The sequence below is a fragment of the Deltaproteobacteria bacterium genome, from assembly GCA_016180845.1.
In the GTDB taxonomy this organism is placed as follows: Bacteria; UBA10199; UBA10199; order JACPAL01; family JACPAL01; genus JACPAK01.
The window spans coordinates 208,768-225,707 of the sequence record JACPAK010000002.1; the positions used below are offsets into that span (position 1 = coordinate 208,768).

At 48.6% G+C, this 16,940-nt stretch carries 20 protein-coding genes; 14 read left to right on the plus strand and 6 right to left on the minus strand.

What is annotated here, in order from left to right; all coding sequences use genetic code 11:
- Window positions 1–19 precede the first annotated feature (19 nt).
- Genes HYT76_05185 through HYT76_05205 form a run of 5 tightly spaced genes read left to right on the plus strand, consistent with a single transcriptional unit; the run spans window position 20 to window position 4,011 of the window.
- Window positions 20–598, plus strand: coding sequence for a MarR family transcriptional regulator (locus HYT76_05185; protein ID MBI2082943.1), 579 nt, complete (start codon window positions 20–22; stop codon window positions 596–598).
- A gap of 44 nt (window positions 599–642) precedes the next feature.
- A complete protein-coding gene (locus tag HYT76_05190; GenBank protein ID MBI2082944.1) occupies window positions 643–1,002 on the plus strand; it encodes a hypothetical protein in 360 nt (119 codons plus the stop codon).
- Window positions 999–1,835 (plus strand): squalene synthase HpnC, encoded by an 837-nt coding sequence (gene hpnC, locus HYT76_05195; GenBank protein ID MBI2082945.1) that lies wholly within the window; start codon window positions 999–1,001, stop codon window positions 1,833–1,835. Before HYT76_05190 ends, hpnC begins: the two co-directional genes overlap by 4 nt.
- Entirely contained in the window at window positions 1,832–2,677 is an 846-nt protein-coding gene (locus HYT76_05200; protein ID MBI2082946.1) for a squalene/phytoene synthase family protein, read from the plus strand. Before hpnC ends, HYT76_05200 begins: the two co-directional genes overlap by 4 nt.
- On the plus strand, window positions 2,674–4,011 hold the full coding sequence (locus HYT76_05205) for an FAD-dependent oxidoreductase (protein MBI2082947.1): 1,338 nt from the start codon (window positions 2,674–2,676) through the stop codon (window positions 4,009–4,011). Before HYT76_05200 ends, HYT76_05205 begins: the two co-directional genes overlap by 4 nt.
- On the opposite strand, the gene HYT76_05210 is transcribed toward HYT76_05205, so the two are convergent.
- Window positions 3,992–5,956 (minus strand): hypothetical protein, encoded by a 1,965-nt coding sequence (locus HYT76_05210; protein ID MBI2082948.1) that lies wholly within the window; start codon window positions 5,954–5,956, stop codon window positions 3,992–3,994. The two genes, HYT76_05205 and HYT76_05210, sit on opposite strands and share 20 nt — an antisense overlap.
- A gap of 192 nt (window positions 5,957–6,148) precedes the next feature.
- On the opposite strand from HYT76_05210, the gene HYT76_05215 reads away from it, so the two are divergent.
- The 3 genes from HYT76_05215 to HYT76_05225 are packed head-to-tail and all read left to right on the plus strand — an operon-like array spanning window position 6,149 to window position 7,856.
- The gene (locus tag HYT76_05215) at window positions 6,149–6,700 is read left to right on the plus strand and encodes a cob(I)yrinic acid a,c-diamide adenosyltransferase (protein MBI2082949.1); all 552 of its coding nucleotides are present in this window, start codon (window positions 6,149–6,151) and stop codon (window positions 6,698–6,700) included.
- Entirely contained in the window at window positions 6,697–7,179 is a 483-nt protein-coding gene (gene greA / locus HYT76_05220) for a transcription elongation factor GreA (protein ID MBI2082950.1), read from the plus strand. The genes HYT76_05215 and greA overlap by 4 nt, the downstream gene beginning before the upstream one ends.
- Window positions 7,179–7,856: an HAD family phosphatase gene (locus tag HYT76_05225; GenBank protein ID MBI2082951.1), complete on the plus strand. Its 678-nt coding sequence runs from the start codon at window positions 7,179–7,181 to the stop codon at window positions 7,854–7,856. The genes greA and HYT76_05225 overlap by 1 nt, the downstream gene beginning before the upstream one ends.
- On the opposite strand, the gene HYT76_05230 is transcribed toward HYT76_05225, so the two are convergent.
- On the minus strand, window positions 7,853–8,218 hold the full coding sequence (locus HYT76_05230) for a DUF2203 domain-containing protein (GenBank protein ID MBI2082952.1): 366 nt from the start codon (window positions 8,216–8,218) through the stop codon (window positions 7,853–7,855). The two genes, HYT76_05225 and HYT76_05230, sit on opposite strands and share 4 nt — an antisense overlap.
- 187 nt (window positions 8,219–8,405) lie before the next feature.
- Between HYT76_05230 and HYT76_05235 the strand changes: the two genes are divergently transcribed.
- A complete protein-coding gene (locus HYT76_05235; GenBank protein ID MBI2082953.1) occupies window positions 8,406–10,355 on the plus strand; it encodes a radical SAM protein in 1,950 nt (649 codons plus the stop codon).
- A gap of 154 nt (window positions 10,356–10,509) precedes the next feature.
- On the opposite strand, the gene HYT76_05240 is transcribed toward HYT76_05235, so the two are convergent.
- On the minus strand, window positions 10,510–11,337 hold the full coding sequence (locus HYT76_05240; GenBank protein MBI2082954.1) for a CDP-alcohol phosphatidyltransferase family protein: 828 nt from the start codon (window positions 11,335–11,337) through the stop codon (window positions 10,510–10,512).
- Between the two features lie 39 nt (window positions 11,338–11,376).
- On the opposite strand from HYT76_05240, the gene HYT76_05245 reads away from it, so the two are divergent.
- On the plus strand, window positions 11,377–11,541 hold the full coding sequence (locus HYT76_05245) for a hypothetical protein (GenBank protein ID MBI2082955.1): 165 nt from the start codon (window positions 11,377–11,379) through the stop codon (window positions 11,539–11,541).
- On the opposite strand, the gene HYT76_05250 is transcribed toward HYT76_05245, so the two are convergent.
- Both HYT76_05250 and HYT76_05255 read right to left on the minus strand, forming a co-directional pair.
- Entirely contained in the window at window positions 11,542–12,006 is a 465-nt protein-coding gene (locus HYT76_05250; GenBank protein MBI2082956.1) for a restriction endonuclease, read from the minus strand.
- 1 nt (window position 12,007) lies between these two features.
- Window positions 12,008–13,033, minus strand: coding sequence for a TIGR04552 family protein (locus tag HYT76_05255; GenBank protein ID MBI2082957.1), 1,026 nt, complete (start codon window positions 13,031–13,033; stop codon window positions 12,008–12,010).
- Window positions 13,034–13,105: 72 nt separating this feature from the next.
- Between HYT76_05255 and eno the strand changes: the two genes are divergently transcribed.
- From eno to HYT76_05275, 4 genes are read left to right on the plus strand one after another with little or no spacing between them, the layout of a single operon-like run.
- On the plus strand, window positions 13,106–14,398 hold the full coding sequence (eno, locus tag HYT76_05260; GenBank protein ID MBI2082958.1) for a phosphopyruvate hydratase: 1,293 nt from the start codon (window positions 13,106–13,108) through the stop codon (window positions 14,396–14,398).
- A gap of 23 nt (window positions 14,399–14,421) precedes the next feature.
- Window positions 14,422–14,856, plus strand: a complete 435-nt coding sequence (gene rimI, locus HYT76_05265) for a ribosomal protein S18-alanine N-acetyltransferase (protein ID MBI2082959.1) — start codon at window positions 14,422–14,424, stop codon at window positions 14,854–14,856.
- Window positions 14,857–14,892: 36 nt separating this feature from the next.
- Window positions 14,893–15,495, plus strand: coding sequence for an HNH endonuclease (locus HYT76_05270; protein ID MBI2082960.1), 603 nt, complete (start codon window positions 14,893–14,895; stop codon window positions 15,493–15,495).
- Between the two features lie 15 nt (window positions 15,496–15,510).
- Window positions 15,511–16,407, plus strand: a complete 897-nt coding sequence (locus HYT76_05275; protein ID MBI2082961.1) for an RluA family pseudouridine synthase — start codon at window positions 15,511–15,513, stop codon at window positions 16,405–16,407.
- A 1-nt stretch (window position 16,408) separates the two neighbouring features.
- Here the strand turns inward: HYT76_05275 and HYT76_05280 are convergent, their stop codons facing one another.
- A complete protein-coding gene (locus HYT76_05280; protein ID MBI2082962.1) occupies window positions 16,409–16,870 on the minus strand; it encodes a hypothetical protein in 462 nt (153 codons plus the stop codon).
- Between the last annotated feature and the right edge of the window lie 70 nt (window positions 16,871–16,940).

The following is a 16,940-nucleotide window of genomic DNA, read 5'->3' on the forward strand; positions in this document are numbered from 1 at the left end:
CCTGATAAACCATCTCCCCATGGCGTTACAACTTATTCCTGACAAGAAGTCTGAAAAAACCTCTTCAAAACTGGATGAGGTTCGCGACCGCCTGATCGAAAGTGCCGGAAAAATTTCGGCAAATATGCTTGGGATGGTCTCCAAGGTAGGGGGGCAGATTTATTCCCTCCTCTTTCTCTCGCGAAATCCGCTTTCACTGGACCAGATCTCCGAGCAACTGAAGGTTTCGAAGGGGGGTGTCAGCGTCAATGTGCGGATGCTCGAAGAGGCTGGCCTCGTCCGCAAGGTTTGGGTCAAGGGGGATCGTCGGGATTATTATGAGGCCCAGAGGGATTATCCACGAAAACTGCTTAAGGATTTTTTCGATCGTGTGCGGCGCGGGATCGAAGACTCGACACGTGTGATTCACCGATGCCTTGCAGAACTGGAACAGGGGTCAAAGGGGTTAAAAGGGGAAGAGGTCGAGGACGCCCAATTCATGGAGTTACAGCTTCAGTTGCTTTCCGCATTTTATAATGCCGCCAGTCATATTTTCGATGATTTTTATCAAGGTCGGGATGTGAATACGAATCTCCTTCGCAAAGCTATTCTCGAATAACCAAGATGTTGATAAAAACCCATCTACTATTTCTCAACATCCTTTTGGTTTTAAATTGCTCTTCCCTAGTTCCCTCTGAAAGAGTTGCCTATGATTTTATGGAGGCGTATTACGTCTCTGCCGATCTCCAAAGGGCGGAACAACTAGCGAGCGGGCTGGCCCTCGAGAAAATTCAGTCGAGTGTTCAGTTGCGGGAGGGACAGACGATTGATGAGACGACGCGCCGGCCGGAGGTTTCATTCAAAAAAATAGAAGGGCAGGTCAATGGCGATGAGGCGGTTTATCTTTTCCTCGTGACCATTTCCCCATCTGATTTTCAACCGATCAAAAAACAGAGTCGTCTCCGAATAAGACTGCAGGAAGGTGTTTGGAAGGTGACTCAATTCTCCGATCAGGACCTATGAATCCATTTCAATATTGTGAAAACATAGCTCGTCATGACGAGAATTTCCCGGTTGGCTGGTTTGTTCCAAAATCGGTCCGAAAATATATTTATGCACTTTATGCATTCGCCAGAACAGCGGACGACTTCGCCGACGAGCCTCAATTTGCTGAAGAGAGGATGAGTCGTCTGGAAGAATGGTCCGAGCGTTTGAAAAAAGCGAGCAGAGGGGAGGCGGATCATCCGCTTTTCGAGGCGCTTGCCATTACCTTCAGAGAAACCTCTCTGCCTCCTCAACTCTTGGCCGATCTTCTGACCGCCTTTCGAATGGATCTCACTAAATCTCGATATAAGGATTACAGTGAGCTTGAGCAGTATTGTCAGTATTCTGCAAACCCAATCGGTCGTGCGGTTCTGATTTTGTATGGACATGAGGATCCAAGGCTTCTCGAACTCTCAGACCGGATTTGTACCGGCATTCAGCTTGTGAATCATTGGCAGGATATCGGTATCGACCTCGAGAAGGACCGTGTTTATCTGCCGCATGAAGATTTAAGACGTTTTGGATATTCGTATGATGATCTGCAAGAGAGAAGGGTCAACGACTCGTTTCGCGATCTCCTCCGATTTGAGATCGGGAGGACACGAGACCTTTTTTATGCCGGGCAGCCTCTTTTTAATTTTCTCTCCCGTCGCCTCCGATGGCAGGTCGAGCTGATGTGGACAGGGCCGCTCAAGATTCTCGAGAGGATTGAATTAGCCGATTACGATATCTTCCGCTTGAGGCCAACCTTGAACAAGATCGATTTTCTTCGTCTCTTTGCCCAAAACCGCCTCGGGAGGATATCGAGATGAGATACCCTTTTAGTGAGTCCGTTGCCAAGAAGAGTCGATCCAATTTTTATCCCGCCTTCTTTTTTCTTCCTGCGGAGAAGAGGGAGGCGATCTGCGCCATTTATGCGTTTAGTCGATTCGTCGATGATTCGGTGGACGAGGCGACAAATCGGGAAAATGCGAGGAAAGAAATTCAGCTCTGGAGACAACGCCTGAAAAGCTGTTACAATGGCCGTCTGTTTGATTCCCATCCGCTTCTTCCTGAGATTTCCGAGGTGATTCGGCAGTTTGAAATCTCCCAGTCGATTTTTGAGGATCTTTTGATCGGTGTTGAGATGGATCTTGTGAAGACACGCTACAAGACCTTTGAGGAATTAGAGAAGTATTGTTATCACGTTGCCGGAACGGTCGGTCTTTTATGCAATCAGATTTTTGGTGGCTCTTCTGAAAACCATCGCGCCTATGCCTTGTCGTTGGGGACCGCCTTTCAGTTAACCAATATTCTGAGAGATATTGGAGGGGACCTCGATCGCGGGCGTCTCTACCTTCCACTTGAAGAGGTCGCCTCTTTTTCCTGCCGTGTTGAGGATCTTGAGAAAAAAATCGAAAACAAGGCTTTTTTTGAGCTCATGAAATTTCAGGCCTCTCGGGCCTGGGGCTACTTCGATCAGGCAAAAAAGAGATTGTCACCGTCAGAGCGGAATCGTTTCGTGACGGCCGAGGTGATGCGACGTTTTTACGAAGGGATTCTCAAAAAAATGGAGAGGGAAAAATTCCCCTCTCTTCGACGACGTGTCGGTCTGGGTCCGATCCAAAAAGGGCGGATTTTGCTCTCGAGTTGGATTCATTTAAGAACAAAATGAGCAAGAAAGATGTGGTCATCCTGGGCGGAGGTTTTGCGGGGCTCTCGGCGGGTGTTGAGCTTGCGGCCTTGGGTCATAAGGTTCATCTTCTGGAACAGCGAGGACATTTGGGGGGGCGTGCCTATTCCTTCCGCGATCCGGCGACCGGTTCACTCCTCGATAATGGACAGCATCTTTTCATGGGATGTTATCAGGCGACGCTTCGTTTTCTAGAGCGTATTGGTCGGCGGGAGGATATTGTTTTCCAGAGGCGACTCGCTGTTGAATTTGGGGCGCCGGGGGGAAAGTTTTCCCATTTTCGTTCCTGGTCCCTTCCGAATCCTTGGCATCTCTTGGGGGGGCTTTTTTCCTTTTCCGGATTGTCGTGGCGGGAGAAGAGACAATTTCTTGCCTTGAAGCGGGGGATAGAAGATCATCGTGATCAGCTTGATCGGCTAACAATTCCCCAGTGGCTTCAGAAGTTGGGACAGAGTCGTGTTGCGTGTGAGAGATTCTGGAATCTTATTGCCCTCGCAGCATTGAATGATGATCCGGAGATCTCTTCGGCAGCTGTTTTTCAATCGGTGCTTCGGGAGGCACTTTTTTCAAGCGCTCAAAATGCCTGCCTCGGTTTTTCGAGGGTCGGTCTCTCCGAGCTCTATGCGGATCCGGCCCGTGCCTTTATTGAAGAGCATGGGGGATCGGTTTTCCTAAAGACTCGCGTTGTGAAGCTTCATTTTTCTGGGCATGAACTTCGGGAGATCGAACTTCTTGATGGGAGGAGAATCGCCCCGGAAATTCTGATTTTGGCGATACCTTTCGGGTCTTTGAGGAAAATTTTGCCGGAATGGATGATTTACCAGGATCCTTTTTTTCATTCCCTGCGTTTGATGAAATCGTCGCCGATTGTCGCGATCAATTTGTGGTTTGATCGGGATTTTGTGGAGAAGGATTTTATCGCTTTTTGGGAAACCCGGATTCATTGGCTCTTTAATAAGGGGCGTCTCTTAAAAGACAGTGAAAAGAATTCTTACTATTCACTTGTGATCAGCGGGGCGAGGGCCGAACTTCAAACACCGGCTTCAGAACTTGTTTCTTTGGCGTTAAGTGAATTGGAATCGATTTTTCCAAAATTTAAAGAGGCAAAGCTGATTCACAGTCATGTGATGAAGGAACCCGAGGCAACGCTCTCACCTGTCGTCGGGATTGAGGCGTTGCGCCCCTCGCAAAAAACACCCTTTAAAAATGTTTATCTCGCGGGAGACTGGACCGATACCGGTCTCCCGGCGACGATAGAGGGAGCGGTGAGATCGGCGGAGAGGGTGGTCAAATTCATTATAAATCCGGCACAATGACCAGTGTATCAATCTGTCCCGTCAACCCCGATTCTACAGACAGTGTCGAGCTAGGACTTGAGGCGTCTGGGTTGAAGGTTCCAAGGACGTAACTGTTATCGGAAAATCGCAGGCCGTTGAAAAACCACTTTGTCGAATCTCGCGGGTCCTGCATCAACTCATAGACCTCGATCCCTGTCAAAAGCGTCGTTGTTTTTCCAACCTCGTGGAGCTCATATTCGCCGCTCGTGGAGTTGAAGGCAATATAAGCGAGTCGGTTTCCGATGGCCCAGCCGTTCGTCACCATTTCATTATTTGCGGAGAGTCGGACGATCCGGTTGCTGTTGGCGCCATCGTAGTTTTCATCGACACGGGCCATGGACGCGCGCGTATCCCGACCGGCATTTCCGGAAAACTCACACCATTGATGGTTCATCTCCCAATTGGTCGGCAAGGTGGAGGAACAGACACTTCCGGTCGCTGTCTTGTCCACCTGACCGTTGAAGCATCCGCTACTCGTCGTGAATGTCCCACCTGCTGTCGTACAGGCCGAAGCGGTAGTTGCCTCGAAATGTAACGTTCCGCTTACGACACAATAGGATGAAACGGTTCCATTTGTGCAGAGGTCGCATTTCCATTCGTTTGCCGACTTCTCGAAGATGTCACCAACGACGTAGATCTCATTCAGGCCATCTCCATCCAATTTGTCGGCCAAAAGGATCTTCTCTGGCTGATTGCCACCCCCCATCATTGATTTGGTCTCAAGACAGCGGCTTCTTTGGGTCGCCATCGTATTCACGGCGCCGGTGCTGTCAAAATTGATGTAATTCCAGATGTCGATATTACAGTCGGCGATCTTTGTTGAGCGGGCCGAACCGGTTGCCGATGGATCAAACCGGAAGAGGCAAGAATCATCCCACTCCGGCTTTGTGGCGACCTGAGGGTCCGGACCAAAAAACAGGATCTGACCTTTGTAATAGTTATTTGAGACTGTTCCGTTTTCGAGCTTCGACTCGATCGGGGCAAAGACAAAATCCCACCAACCGCTTGTGATCTGGACGAGTTCTCCCGTTGGTTTGATATAGCGGAAGAAGCTCTCACCTCCATGGTCTTCCCTTCCGACGGAGGTGTTTCCTGTGTAGAGAACGCCGCCTGATCCGGTAACAAGGACCCTCCGGAATGAAATGTTGGCGTTGATGACTTCAGAGGTTTCACCTGAAGAGGGTGAATATTTCCAGAGGAGGTCTTTCCAGTTTCCAGGGACATGGGCAGTGAAATAGACATTTCCGGCGTCGTCAAACATGATCTTCTTCGTTCGCTGATCGTAGGTATTGATCTCGATTCCGTTCTTAACGCAGATCAGACCACTAGTTCCCGAGGCTTCAGTAATGTTTTGGTCAACTAAATAAAGCTGGCAGGTAAACGGAGACGAGGGGGACCAGGGATCGGAATATTCATCGATCGTGATGACCCCTTGTCCATCATCATAACTGTCACGATAGATCCACGAGTGTTCAAAGGCTAGAAAGACGTCCCCTATGGGACTGACGGCAACAAAAGAGAGTCGAGGCAAACCTGAGATGGCATCCCCACCTTCGGGGTCAAGGGCGCTCAAAATCCCCTTAATTCCGTCATTTGTGACGGCAAAAAGGGGTGAACTTGTATTGATCGTGACGTTGCTCGCATCTTTCAAGGCGATCAAATGTCCCGATTCACTCTTAGATGTTCCAGAAGATGAGTTATCTGATTGGACGGTAAAGAGGGCCTGGGCCCCGGCAAGGTCCACCGTGACGTCGGTTTTTTCCGTCCCGCAGAACCCTTCGCACTCACCACTTTCGAATCGGCCGTCATCTTCGCCTCCGGATCCACGGGTCCCCTGATTTTCGTCCCCTCCACCAAAACAACTGGCAAGCAATCCTGTCACAATAGTCAGTGCAATGAATTTAAATGCGAATCTTGTATTCATAGTTTTCCCCCTATTTTGATGAAAACCTTTTACATGAGGGGAAGTAGGATGCAAGATCTATTCCCTTTAAGAGGCTTGCGTCTGTTAAAAAGAATTGTTATCGGAATTTAGGGAGTTACGGATTATTCCTCTTCTGATTTTGTGAGAAAGGACGGGTTATTTTTAACCCGAAAGCTGTTAAAAATTTGACAGATGAAAATTTATACAAAGACAGGTGATCAGGGGGAGACCGGCCTCTTCGGAGGGGGGCGTGTCAAAAAGTCGCATCCTCGAATTATTGCCTATGGGACCGTCGATGAGCTGAATGCTCACTTGGGTCAGATTCGTTCAAAGAATCCCGAGGCGTCTGTTGATCGACTTTTGGATCGTATTCAAAATGACCTTTTTACCCTCGGGGCAGAGCTCGCAACACCGGGAGGGGAAAAGTTATCAGGGCGGGGAGTTTCTGGGCTTGGGGATTCGGATATTCATTTTTTGGAGGAGACGATTGATCATTACGATGAGGACTTGCCACCGCTAAAAAACTTTATCTTGCCTGGCGGATCTGATCTGGCTGTTTCCCTTCATTTGGCAAGGACCGTTTGTCGACGAGCGGAGAGAGAGGTTGTTTTTTTGAGTGAGAATGAGGTTATTGAAAACTCGATTCTTGTTTACTTGAATCGCCTTTCAGATTTGTTATTTGTCCTGGCACGGTGGGTAAATTTTAAGCAGAGTATTCCCGAAACAGCCTGGATCAAGAGATGATAACTAGAAGACAGATTCCAATGACTCCGGAGGGACATCGGCGGCTTCATGAGGAGCTTAAAAAACTGAAGGCGGTGGATCGGCCGAAGAATGTCGCTGACATTGAACATGCAAGATCGCTCGGCGATCTTTCTGAGAATGCCGAGTACCACGCGGCCAAGGAGAAGCAGGGCTTCATCGCGTCACGGATTGCTGAAATCGAAAACAAACTGGCACAGGCCCATATAATCGATCCTTCAAAGATGAATCATCAAAAGGTCGTTTTCGGGGCGACGGTAAAAATCTCTGATATCAACAATGGAGAGGAGATCCAGTATCAGATTGTGGGGGCTGATGAATCCGACGTGCGGGGAGGAAAGATATCGATTGAGTCACCAATTGCGAAATCTCTTATTGGAAAAGAAAAAGGGGATACGGTCAAGGTTTCGACACCGAAGGGGACTAAGGAATTCGAGATCCTCGAAATCCGATTTGAATGATGTTTCGAGCCCTCCTTTTTGATTTTGATGGAGTTCTTGCCGATACCGAACCACTTCACTTCGGGGCGTTTCACGATCTCCTGAAAGAAGAGGGGATTCTTTTAACAAAAGAGGAATATTATTCTGAATTTTTGGGGCTTGATGATCGCGGCTGTTTTCGGGCAGTTTATCAAAAGGCAGGGCAGCCTCTTTCTGCTCCAAAATTGAAGGAGCTGATTCAAAGAAAGAATCGAAAAATTCTTCAGAAGATCGAATCAGGGTCTCTTTTGCTTCCACAGGTGCGTGAGTTGCTTACAGCCTTGGGGGGGCGTTATTACCTCGCGATTGTTTCTGGGGCGCTCAGGAGTGAGATTGTTGCGATTTTATCCAAAGAAAAACTGGGGTCCTTTTTTCAAGTCATTGTGAGCGCCGAGGAAGTTAATCATGGAAAGCCGGATCCAGAGGGTTTCCTGACCGCCTTGAAACTTCTCAATCGTGATTATATCCCGGAATCCGAGATGCTGCTTCCTGAGGAATGCTTGGTGATCGAAGATTCACCGTGGGGGATCGAGGCGGCGAAGAAGGCAGGGATGAAATCGGTTGCGGTAACGAATTCCTATAAATCTGAAGACCTCAAGGCTGCTGATTGGGTTCTTGCTTCTTTATTTGATCTTAAAGCAATCGTGGGGGGCTGTTAGACAATCGGTGTGCGTCCTGTGAATCCGCCTTTATACTCGTGAAAGTAGTTGAGCTGTTCTTCAGGATACTTCCAGCAAAAATAACCCTCACCAGAATCGAAATCGACAAGCCAGAAGCCCTTCGGCTCGGCGCCAAGCTTTGAGACCTTGTCAGTCCAGCGTTCAATAATCATCTGGAGTTGGGACTCCTCCTGGCTGAGATGTTGCTGATCTTTTGCAAAATTGCCAAAGTTGGTTCGCCATTCAAAATCCTGAACCTGCCGAATCGTTTCCCTCGTAATTTTTCTGATAATGGGTAGGACCGCCTCAGCCTCTTTCAGGGTGAATTTTTTATTTTTCTTGAGTTCGACGACGTTATTCACGGGAATGATTCGTTAGACGAAATGGAGTTTTTCGTCAACCGATCTGTAAAAATTATTGACTTTGAGCGAGAGATAAGGTTTATCTGAAAAATGAAATTCTATAGTAATATCAAATATTTAGAACGTTTAAAACAATCTAAACAAAGAGGAGTTGAAAATGGCAATTGCCCACGATGAACTCAAAGAGATGCAAGAGGAACAATGGAGTCATCAACCCAACAAGACCGAGTTTTACTCTCCGAAGGGGGATCGTCCCGGACTTTCCTCAACGAAGTTGGCCCAAGGGGGGTTCAAGCTTCTTGATAAAATTGTCGTTGGCCTTGCCAAGAGCCTCTGGCCGCTTCTTCGTTTGATCAACAAGATTCATCAGGGAAAGGCCTTTCAACCCAAATGGGCACCGGCGCCTCTTCTCAAAAAGAAGGAGAGGACGTTTCCTCAGCTCGGCTGGCCACGCACCACCGATTCTCTTTGCCCTCGTTGCGTTAAAGAGGTTCGGGAAGAGATTGTTTCCGGGGTTAAAGACTACACACAGCTTATTCAAGAGAAGCCGGGCGAGATCAAGGCGGAGATCGTCGAGCGAGACGGCAAGATCTTGATGGTCAAGGAATGTCCGAAGCATGGCCATTTTGAGGATGTGATGGCGATCGATCCGAAATTTTTGAAGAGAATTGAGAAGCTCTATCCCGGAAGAGACTTTAAATCCCCGCTGACGGAACTGAGAAATCACGGCACCTCTTCGATTCAGTACGGTCGTGGTTCGGTTCTGACTGTCGACCTGACGAACCGGTGCAACATGATGTGCGATCCTTGTTTCATGGATGCCAATCAGGTCGGTTATGTCCATGAGCTTTCCTGGGATGAGGTCAAAGAGATTCTCGACAATTCCTTGAAGATTAAGCCACGCCGTCAGATGTCAGTTCAGTTTTCCGGCGGTGAGCCGACGATCTCCCCCTATTTTCTCGATGCCATCCGGTATGCCAAAGAGGTTGGTTACTTCAGTGTGCAGGCGGCGACAAACGGGATCCGTTTTGCTCAGGATCCTGAATTTGCAAAAGCGGCGTACGATGCCGGGCTTCGGATTGCCTATTTCCAGTTCGATGGTGTCGGGAATGAGAAGAATGAGCATCGAAAAATCAGTAATCTGTTTGACGTAAAACTTCGGGCCATTACCAATCTGCATGACGCCGGAATCGATGTGGTGCTCGTCGTGACTCTTGTGAACACCATAAACGATGACCAGGTAGGAGCGATTGTTGATTTTGCGATTCAAAACTCGGACAAGATCACCTTTGTCTCATTCCAGCCGGTTTCATTCACGGGACGCGACGAAGATGTTTCTGACGAGGATCGAAAAAAGCAACGTTACACCCTCTCTCATCTCGCCCATGACCTGAAAAAACAGACTGGGATTTCGGAACCCCTGCGGGACTGGTTCCCCCTTTCGGCGATTGGCCCCTTTTCCGATCTGGCCGATTATCTCAAGGGACCCAATCAAGATTGGGGGACCTTGAAATGTGGATGTCATCCTAATTGTGGGACTGGCATGGCGCTCTTTGTCGATAAGCGTTCCAAGGAGTGGTTGCCAATGTCCGAGTTTCTGAATATCGAGCAGCTTTTAAGTGACATTCAGGAAATCACGGATGCCTGCCAACCTGCTTGGCTCACAAAGGCAGAGGTCGCCTGTTCTCTCTTGAGAAACTACAACGCCTCAAAGGCTCCGAGGGAGCTTACCCTCAAGGATTTTCTTTTAAAATTTGATAAAGGGACCGGTGGCGGGTTGCGCGGTGGCAAGGGAAATTACGGGGTTGGCCGCGAGCGCCAGAAGGATCGTTGGCACTTCATGTTTGTCGCCGGGATGTGGTTCCAGGATCTCTTCAATTATGATTTTCGCCGGACAGAAATGTGTATTATCCCGTACGGCACCCAATTAGGGGAGATCTCTTTCTGTGCCTACAATACCGGAGTTGGTTGGAGGCAGATCATTGAAAATATGTTCAAGAATGCCGATGTTGGCGATTGGTACAAAAAGAATGGTCGCCATGCCGTGTATGCGGGAAGCCGGCCGATGCCGGTACCGGATCAGGGGTTTGATGTGAAGTTGCCGGCTTCTCTCGATTTGCCGGCGTATAGGCAATAAAAATCCCCCCGCCGTGGTTTGCCCAAGTTTCAATTGCCCCCCTTTGCTAAAGTGGGGCGTCAATAAATTTGGATTGCTCATTTTTTACCCCTTTTACCCCACTTTGAAAAAGGGGGGTTGAGGAATTCAGTGGCTTTAATTTGAGGGGGGATTTTTACATCAACCATCTCTGTACAAACCGTCGAAAAAGCCGTTTGGATTGAGGTGCTGGATCGAGTTGGATCAGTACATACTGGATCCGATAGATGGCGCCGATGATCGTAAAGATTGCGATAATGATGAGTGCTAGCATTGTCAGGAAGTCATGCGGCACTCCCCAGATAAAAGAAACGAGGTAAGCGAAGATCGGGCTGAAGATCGATCCAACGCCGAGATAGACGATACGTTCCGGTCTTTGCATGATCCCTTTTGTTACTTTCACACCGACCCCTTCTCCACGAGCCCGTGTATAAGAAACCATCAGGGAACCAATTAATGCTGAGACGACGAAATAGAGGACCCAACTGTCCCGGTACCAGCTCGCAAGTCCAAGGAACACCACCGCCTCAGCAAATCGATCAATTACCGAATCAAAAAAGGCGCCCGAACGTGTCTCCCGGTTCGTCAATCGGGCAACGCGTCCATCCAGCAGGTCGAACGTCGCCCCAAAAATCATGAGCCAGCCACCAGCACCGACCATCCCCAAGTGAAAGAAGTAACCTGAGATGGCTGAGACAACGAGCCCAAGAAGTGTCAAGGCATCAGGGCTGATACCGAGACGAACCAAAGACCTTTCGACCGGCCCCAGAAGCCAATACCAATACTCCACGAGGAATTTTGAGAGGAATCTGGAATACTCCTTCCGATCGACATCCTCATGCCGTGGCCTTTTGTTGCGAACGAATCTGAAGGTAGCAAGCGTCGTGAGGAAAAGGATATTGACTGCAATCAAGGGTGCTAGCGATATCCAGATAGGGTCCAGTTGGATCAAATATTGGATCATATTGACATCAGTAAACTATTGAGTTTAGGTGAAATATCAATGGAAAATTTTCTGAAAATTATCACCCAACCTGACAACATCGCTATCTTGATCATGATGGTAGCGGTGATCGCTTGTACCTATACCGCTTTTCGCGAGATCGTCCGGAATGATCGCCTCATCAAAGAAGGAAAAAAGGACGAGATCTACAAAAGAATGATTTAGTTAAAGGTAATATTTCTCGCGGAGGGCGAGGAATTTTTTCCCGTCAATAAATTCTATCGGTGCCAACTCGATGACTGTCTTTAGTTCCGGACTAAATTCTCCTGTAGTGATGAAGATCCCTTTTGTCACGCGTTCCTGAAGGACCATGCTTGAAAATTCGAGGATTTGCGAGATCTCGACAACACTCGATGGGGAAAGAAAGAGTCCGCGAATCAGCAGCAGGCCACCGGTAATCGGAGCGGGGTTTTGCGCCATGATATCGATCTGATTTCCTTTTTCTTCTTTTTCGATCAGTTCGAGTTTCATCGCATCGATCAGATCGAGGCAAGAACGATAAAACTGAATCGGACTTTGAAAAGATTCGGGAAGTTTCTGAATTTTTCTTTTCCGATCAGAAAGGGCGATGAGGAAGATCAGAAAAAAACCAAAAGCAAGACCAAATCCGATGACAAAAAAGACAGACACATCAAGCTCCTTGGATCACTCTTTTGGTGACACCGATTCGTTGTCTTTCCTTATAGAGAGAGTAGACGTTTTCTCCAAGATTATTGAGGCGTTCAGTCTCCTGGTCCATCATTCTAATTTCAACGGGTACATGGGTAATGCAGCCCAGTGACTCCAGCGGGTGCTGGGAGTTGCTGACGTAATGATCCAGCCGGACAGGCACCGCGACCACGAATTTAATCAGGTCATATTTTTTCCCTGAATGCTCTTTATCAGGTATCGCGTAAGGAAGGGAGGTGATCAGATGATTGTTGATGGACTTGAGTTTTTTGGAAAACGCATAGGAGGCACGATGTTTCCAGGGGAGAGTGTCACGAAGATTGATCAGCCGATTTACAGAGAGATTGGGAATTACGTAATTAACGGGCAAAACTGTCTGGAAAAGATGAAGAATGACCTCGAGGAGATTCTCTTTTTTCGGAGTCACGATCTGAAATCGTAATCGATCATGAGTGGGGACCCCCAATGTCCCTTTTTTGGAGATGATGCGGGTAATGAGACTCTCCTTTTGTTTGCGTCCTCCCTGGTATTTTATCCCTATCCGGGTCAGGGAAGAGAGCTCACGTTCCATTTTGTCTTCGACAAGACTAAAAAGATTCCGATTGCTGATCGAAAGATTGTAAAGGAGTTCCCGTCCGTTCAGAAGATGGATGACATTCATGACCTTCAATAAGGCACAGGCCAGCTTCTGGGTTTTTGGATCCTTGAGATCGGAAGCGGCAAAAAAAATATCTTCGATCGATGTCGGTTTTAGAAGGGAAACAGGCAGTGTGAGACGAAGCTGATTCTGGATATAACCGATCGCTTCACTCTGGAGACTCATGAGGGCTGTATGGTCTCTGGGATTGCTGAGATGAAACTCATTGATCTTTAGAATTTGCACCACATCCTCTCTTGTCGAACAGTAGAATTGAGGCCAGTCGATCACGGATTCGCCTAAGAGAGCCGTCTTGAGAATGATCTTTTCTCTGGGAGTTCTGGTTGTCATGTCAGTCGGCAAAAACGTATCAGATGTTACATTTATTGACAATAAGTAAGCTTTTCTGCAAAGAAATTCAAAATGACTTCTAAAATTCTGGCGATTAACGCGCGTGAAATCATCGATTCCCGAGGGTGGCCGACCGTAGAGGCAGATGTTGTTTTGGATAACCAGATGATCGGGCGTGCCGCGGTCCCTTCAGGGGCCTCGACCGGAAGTTTTGAGGCGATCGAATTAAGGGATGGTGACTCAAAGCGGTATCTTGGAAAAGGTGTCCGGAGGGCTATTCAGAATATCCATTCCCTGATTTCGGAAAAGTTAAAGGGTTTTGAGATCGGCCGACAGGGTGACTTGGATCGTCTGCTGCTTGAGATTGACGGAACGAAGGAAAAATCTCATCTCGGGGCGAATGCGATGCTGGCGGTCTCGCTCGCCTATGCGAGGGCGACCGCGCTCGCCAAAAAAATCCCCCTCTATCGTCTCCTGTCTGATTTGGCGCAGGAATCCGGAACTCTGCTCCCTGTCCCTTTCATGAATGTGATTAACGGGGGACGGCATGCGGACAATAATATTGATATCCAGGAGTTTATGATTGTTCCGATCGGAGAGCGGTTCTCACACTCGCTTCAAATCGGTGTTGAGGTTTTTCAGAATTTGAAAAAACTCCTTTCGTCAAAAAATCTTTCGACGGCGGTCGGGGATGAAGGGGGATTTGCGCCACGGGTCGATTCCAATCGGCAGGTATTGGAGCTTTTGTGTGAAGCGATCAAGAAGGCGGGGTATCGAGCTGGGAAAGAGGTCTTTCTGGGATTGGACGTGGCGGCCAGCGAGTTTTTTATGAATGGGGAGTATCGATTGAGGACCGAGGAGGGGGTGAAAAGGACAGCGGCAGAACTGTCAGATTACTACCGGCGTCTCAAAAATGATTTTGAACTTATTTCGATCGAGGATGGTCTTGCGGAGGAGGATTGGTCCGGATGGGTTTCAATGACCCGGCAGATGGGTGGTGTTCTTCAGTTGGTTGGAGATGATCTCTTCGTGACAAATCCTGACCGGCTCCGTAAGGGGATCGAACTCAAGGCGGGGAATGCGATCCTGATCAAGGTCAATCAGATCGGAACCCTTTCCGAAACGCTCGAAACAATTCGATTGGCGAAGAGTCATGGTTATCGGTGTCTCATTTCCCATCGATCCGGGGAGACGGAGGATTCCTTCATTGCTGATTTGGCTGTCGGGGTTGAGGCGGGTCAAATCAAGACAGGGAGTCTCGCCCGTTCGGAGCGATTGGCCAAATACAATCAACTCTTGAGGATCGAAGAGGAACTCGGAAAATCAGCCAGGTTCCCTGATCGAACTTTTCTCTCAAAGCACTAATGGATCCGGATCTCGATATTTCTTTGGCAAAAGTAGAGGATTTGGAAGAGATCTTGTCGATCGAGAGGGTTTCATTTCCGAATCCCTATACGCTGAAACTCTTTCAGATGGAGCTTTACCTGGATATCGCGCATCTCTTGATTGCCAAAAAACAGGGGAGGGTGGTTGGCTATATTGACTTCTGGCATGTGGGGCCTGAGATCCATCTCGTCAATATCGCTGTCCACCCGGAGTATCGTCGTCACGGTATCGGCGAATCTCTCATGAGGACGATGGTCTCTTATGGTGAAGGGAATCATGTCGAGGAAATTTACCTCGATGTTCGGGTCTCTAATAAAGGCGCGATCGCCCTCTATGAAAAATATGGATTCAAAACCAGCTCCGTTCGGAAGGCGTATTATAAGGATAATAATGAAGATGCGCTCGTGATGCGAAAGGGGATGGGTGGGAGACCTTGACTCGGCATCAAATTAAGTAAATAATGGATATTAATAATGCTTTCCTCAAACGTATTAGTCCTCAACCGCTCTTTTGTTCCCATCAATATCACCTCGGTGCGGCGTGCCTTTGTCCTCTTTTATCAGGGGCTTGCCAAGGCGGTCGACCACGAACTCTTTGAGACGTTTGATTTCAAGAGCTGGACCGAGCTCTCCGTCAACTCGCATCATGAAACGATCGGTCTCGTAAACCATATTATCCGGATCCCGCGCGTGATTCTCCTGACCGCTTATGACCGGATGCCGCGTCGTCATGTTCGTTTTTCGCGAAACAACATCTATCTTCGTGATGGAAATCGGTGCCAGTTTTGCGGTGAGGATTTTTCCCGGAACGAGTTGAATCTCGACCATGTGATTCCGCGGTCTCGTGGGGGGAAGACGACATGGGAAAATGTGGTCACAAGCTGCATCGAATGTAATCGAAAAAAGGGGGGGCGTCTCCCTTCAGAGGCGGGTCTTGCGTTGATCCGCCATCCGATCAGACCTCGATGGACGCCGTTTGTTGATTTTTCCGGACGGGCCCATTCCTACAAAGAATGGAAACCTTTCTTCAAAAACCTGGTCGATTTCAGCTACTGGAATTTGGAATTGGAAGAGTAAAGACGGGGGATCTGAATGCAACGTACCCGTCTTGATATTTATCTCACAAAGAACCATCCCCAACTCAGCCGAACCGAACTCAAAAATAGGATCGATGAGGGGGCGATCACTGTCGATGGGATCGTCCGGAAGCCAAGTTATCTCTTAAAAGGTGGAGAAAAGATCGAGTTCAAGAGGCGTTCTCCACCGCGTCCCAAAAGTGGTCCCGAGGAGATCCCGCTCGATATCCTTTATGAAGACGATCTGATCCTCGTCGTGAACAAGCCGGCTGGCATGGTGGTCCATCCGGCGGCCGGGAATTATTCGGGGACGCTCGTGAATGCGTTGATGTGGCATTTGAAAATCCCCCCCTCAGTCCCCCTCTTTGACAAAGAGGGGGAAGGGGGAGATTTAAGACCCGGTATCGTTCATCGTCTCGACAAAGGGACCTCTGGCGTCATGGTTGTCGCCAAGACCGACTCGGCGCTTAAGAATCTCATGAACCAGTTCAAAAAGCGTGAGGTTCAGAAAACGTATCTCGCCCTCGTCTCTGGTCATTTCAAAAAAAAAGAGGGGATGATCGATTTCGCAATCGGTCGCGATCAAATTCATCGTCGAAAATTTTCATCGAAGTCCCGTTTTAAAAGGGAGGCGGTGACACATTACAAGGTCATTCGGGAATTTTTGCCCCCCTTGTCGTTATTGGAAGTCTATCCGAAGACAGGCCGGACGCATCAGATTCGCGTTCACCTCTCCGAGTCAGGTCATCCGATTGTGGGGGATACACATTACGGGGCGAAGAGACTCGAGGGCCTGACTCGACCTTTTTTGCATGCCGCCTCCCTCAAGTTTCGTCATCCGGAGACGGGAAATGAATTGGGTTTCTCTGCCTCACTGCCTGAGGAGCTCTTGAGCCTTATCAATCGGCTCTAATTTATTCGGCTCCCCCGGGAGAGACACGATAACCGCTTGAAATGGACGCATGTCCATCGCCCGTCGTGGTTGTCGATAGGGCTCGTAAGGGCCCTGCTGTCCACCGAGGTTGAGCCGTACTAGCGGCAGCAGCAAGCCGGTAAGCAGCATTCGCTTCATGAGGATCGCTCATAATAACGAGTCTACGCGCACCGGTCGCCAATCTTTCCAGATCGGTACTTCGGTCGGTTATCGAATCGACTGCTGCTGAGAGTAAAACTATCCTGCCACGCCAAAGTCGGGTAGGGGGTGGAAGCCGATTGAGGTCATCCAAAAGAGGACGCAACGGATCTTCGGCACCCAGTGTTGTTAAGAGACGCCCTGCAACTTCCTCTACCTCGCGGATTGTCCGTGCCGCTAGAGCTCGAAGCTCACGTCCCAGTGGAATGCCTCCCAATTGGGTTAATTGTGCTGCCCTAATCATTGCCCTCTTTTCGTTCCCAGCCTTTTGAAGTTGCTAAAAAAATCCGTTCCTTGTTAATCAGCTCTTTATA

Coding starts and splice junctions, on each gene's coding strand:
- HYT76_05205 (MBI2082947.1), top strand. CDS start 2,674: ATGAGCAAGAAAGATGTGGTCATCCTGGGCGGAGGTTTTGCGGGGCTC.
- HYT76_05215 (MBI2082949.1), top strand. CDS start 6,149: ATGAAAATTTATACAAAGACAGGTGATCAGGGGGAGACCGGCCTCTTC.
- HYT76_05275 (MBI2082961.1), top strand. CDS start 15,511: ATGCAACGTACCCGTCTTGATATTTATCTCACAAAGAACCATCCCCAA.
- HYT76_05225 (MBI2082951.1), top strand. CDS start 7,179: ATGTTTCGAGCCCTCCTTTTTGATTTTGATGGAGTTCTTGCCGATACC.
- HYT76_05200 (MBI2082946.1), top strand. CDS start 1,832: ATGAGATACCCTTTTAGTGAGTCCGTTGCCAAGAAGAGTCGATCCAAT.
- HYT76_05255 (MBI2082957.1), bottom strand. CDS start 13,033: ATGACAACCAGAACTCCCAGAGAAAAGATCATTCTCAAGACGGCTCTC.
- HYT76_05280 (MBI2082962.1), bottom strand. CDS start 16,870: ATGATTAGGGCAGCACAATTAACCCAATTGGGAGGCATTCCACTGGGA.
- HYT76_05185 (MBI2082943.1), top strand. CDS start 20: ATGGCGTTACAACTTATTCCTGACAAGAAGTCTGAAAAAACCTCTTCA.
- greA (MBI2082950.1), top strand. CDS start 6,697: ATGATAACTAGAAGACAGATTCCAATGACTCCGGAGGGACATCGGCGG.
- HYT76_05245 (MBI2082955.1), top strand. CDS start 11,377: ATGGAAAATTTTCTGAAAATTATCACCCAACCTGACAACATCGCTATC.
- HYT76_05210 (MBI2082948.1), bottom strand. CDS start 5,956: ATGAATACAAGATTCGCATTTAAATTCATTGCACTGACTATTGTGACA.
- eno (MBI2082958.1), top strand. CDS start 13,106: ATGACTTCTAAAATTCTGGCGATTAACGCGCGTGAAATCATCGATTCC.
- HYT76_05235 (MBI2082953.1), top strand. CDS start 8,406: ATGCAAGAGGAACAATGGAGTCATCAACCCAACAAGACCGAGTTTTAC.
- hpnC (MBI2082945.1), top strand. CDS start 999: ATGAATCCATTTCAATATTGTGAAAACATAGCTCGTCATGACGAGAAT.
- HYT76_05270 (MBI2082960.1), top strand. CDS start 14,893: ATGCTTTCCTCAAACGTATTAGTCCTCAACCGCTCTTTTGTTCCCATC.
- HYT76_05240 (MBI2082954.1), bottom strand. CDS start 11,337: ATGATCCAATATTTGATCCAACTGGACCCTATCTGGATATCGCTAGCA.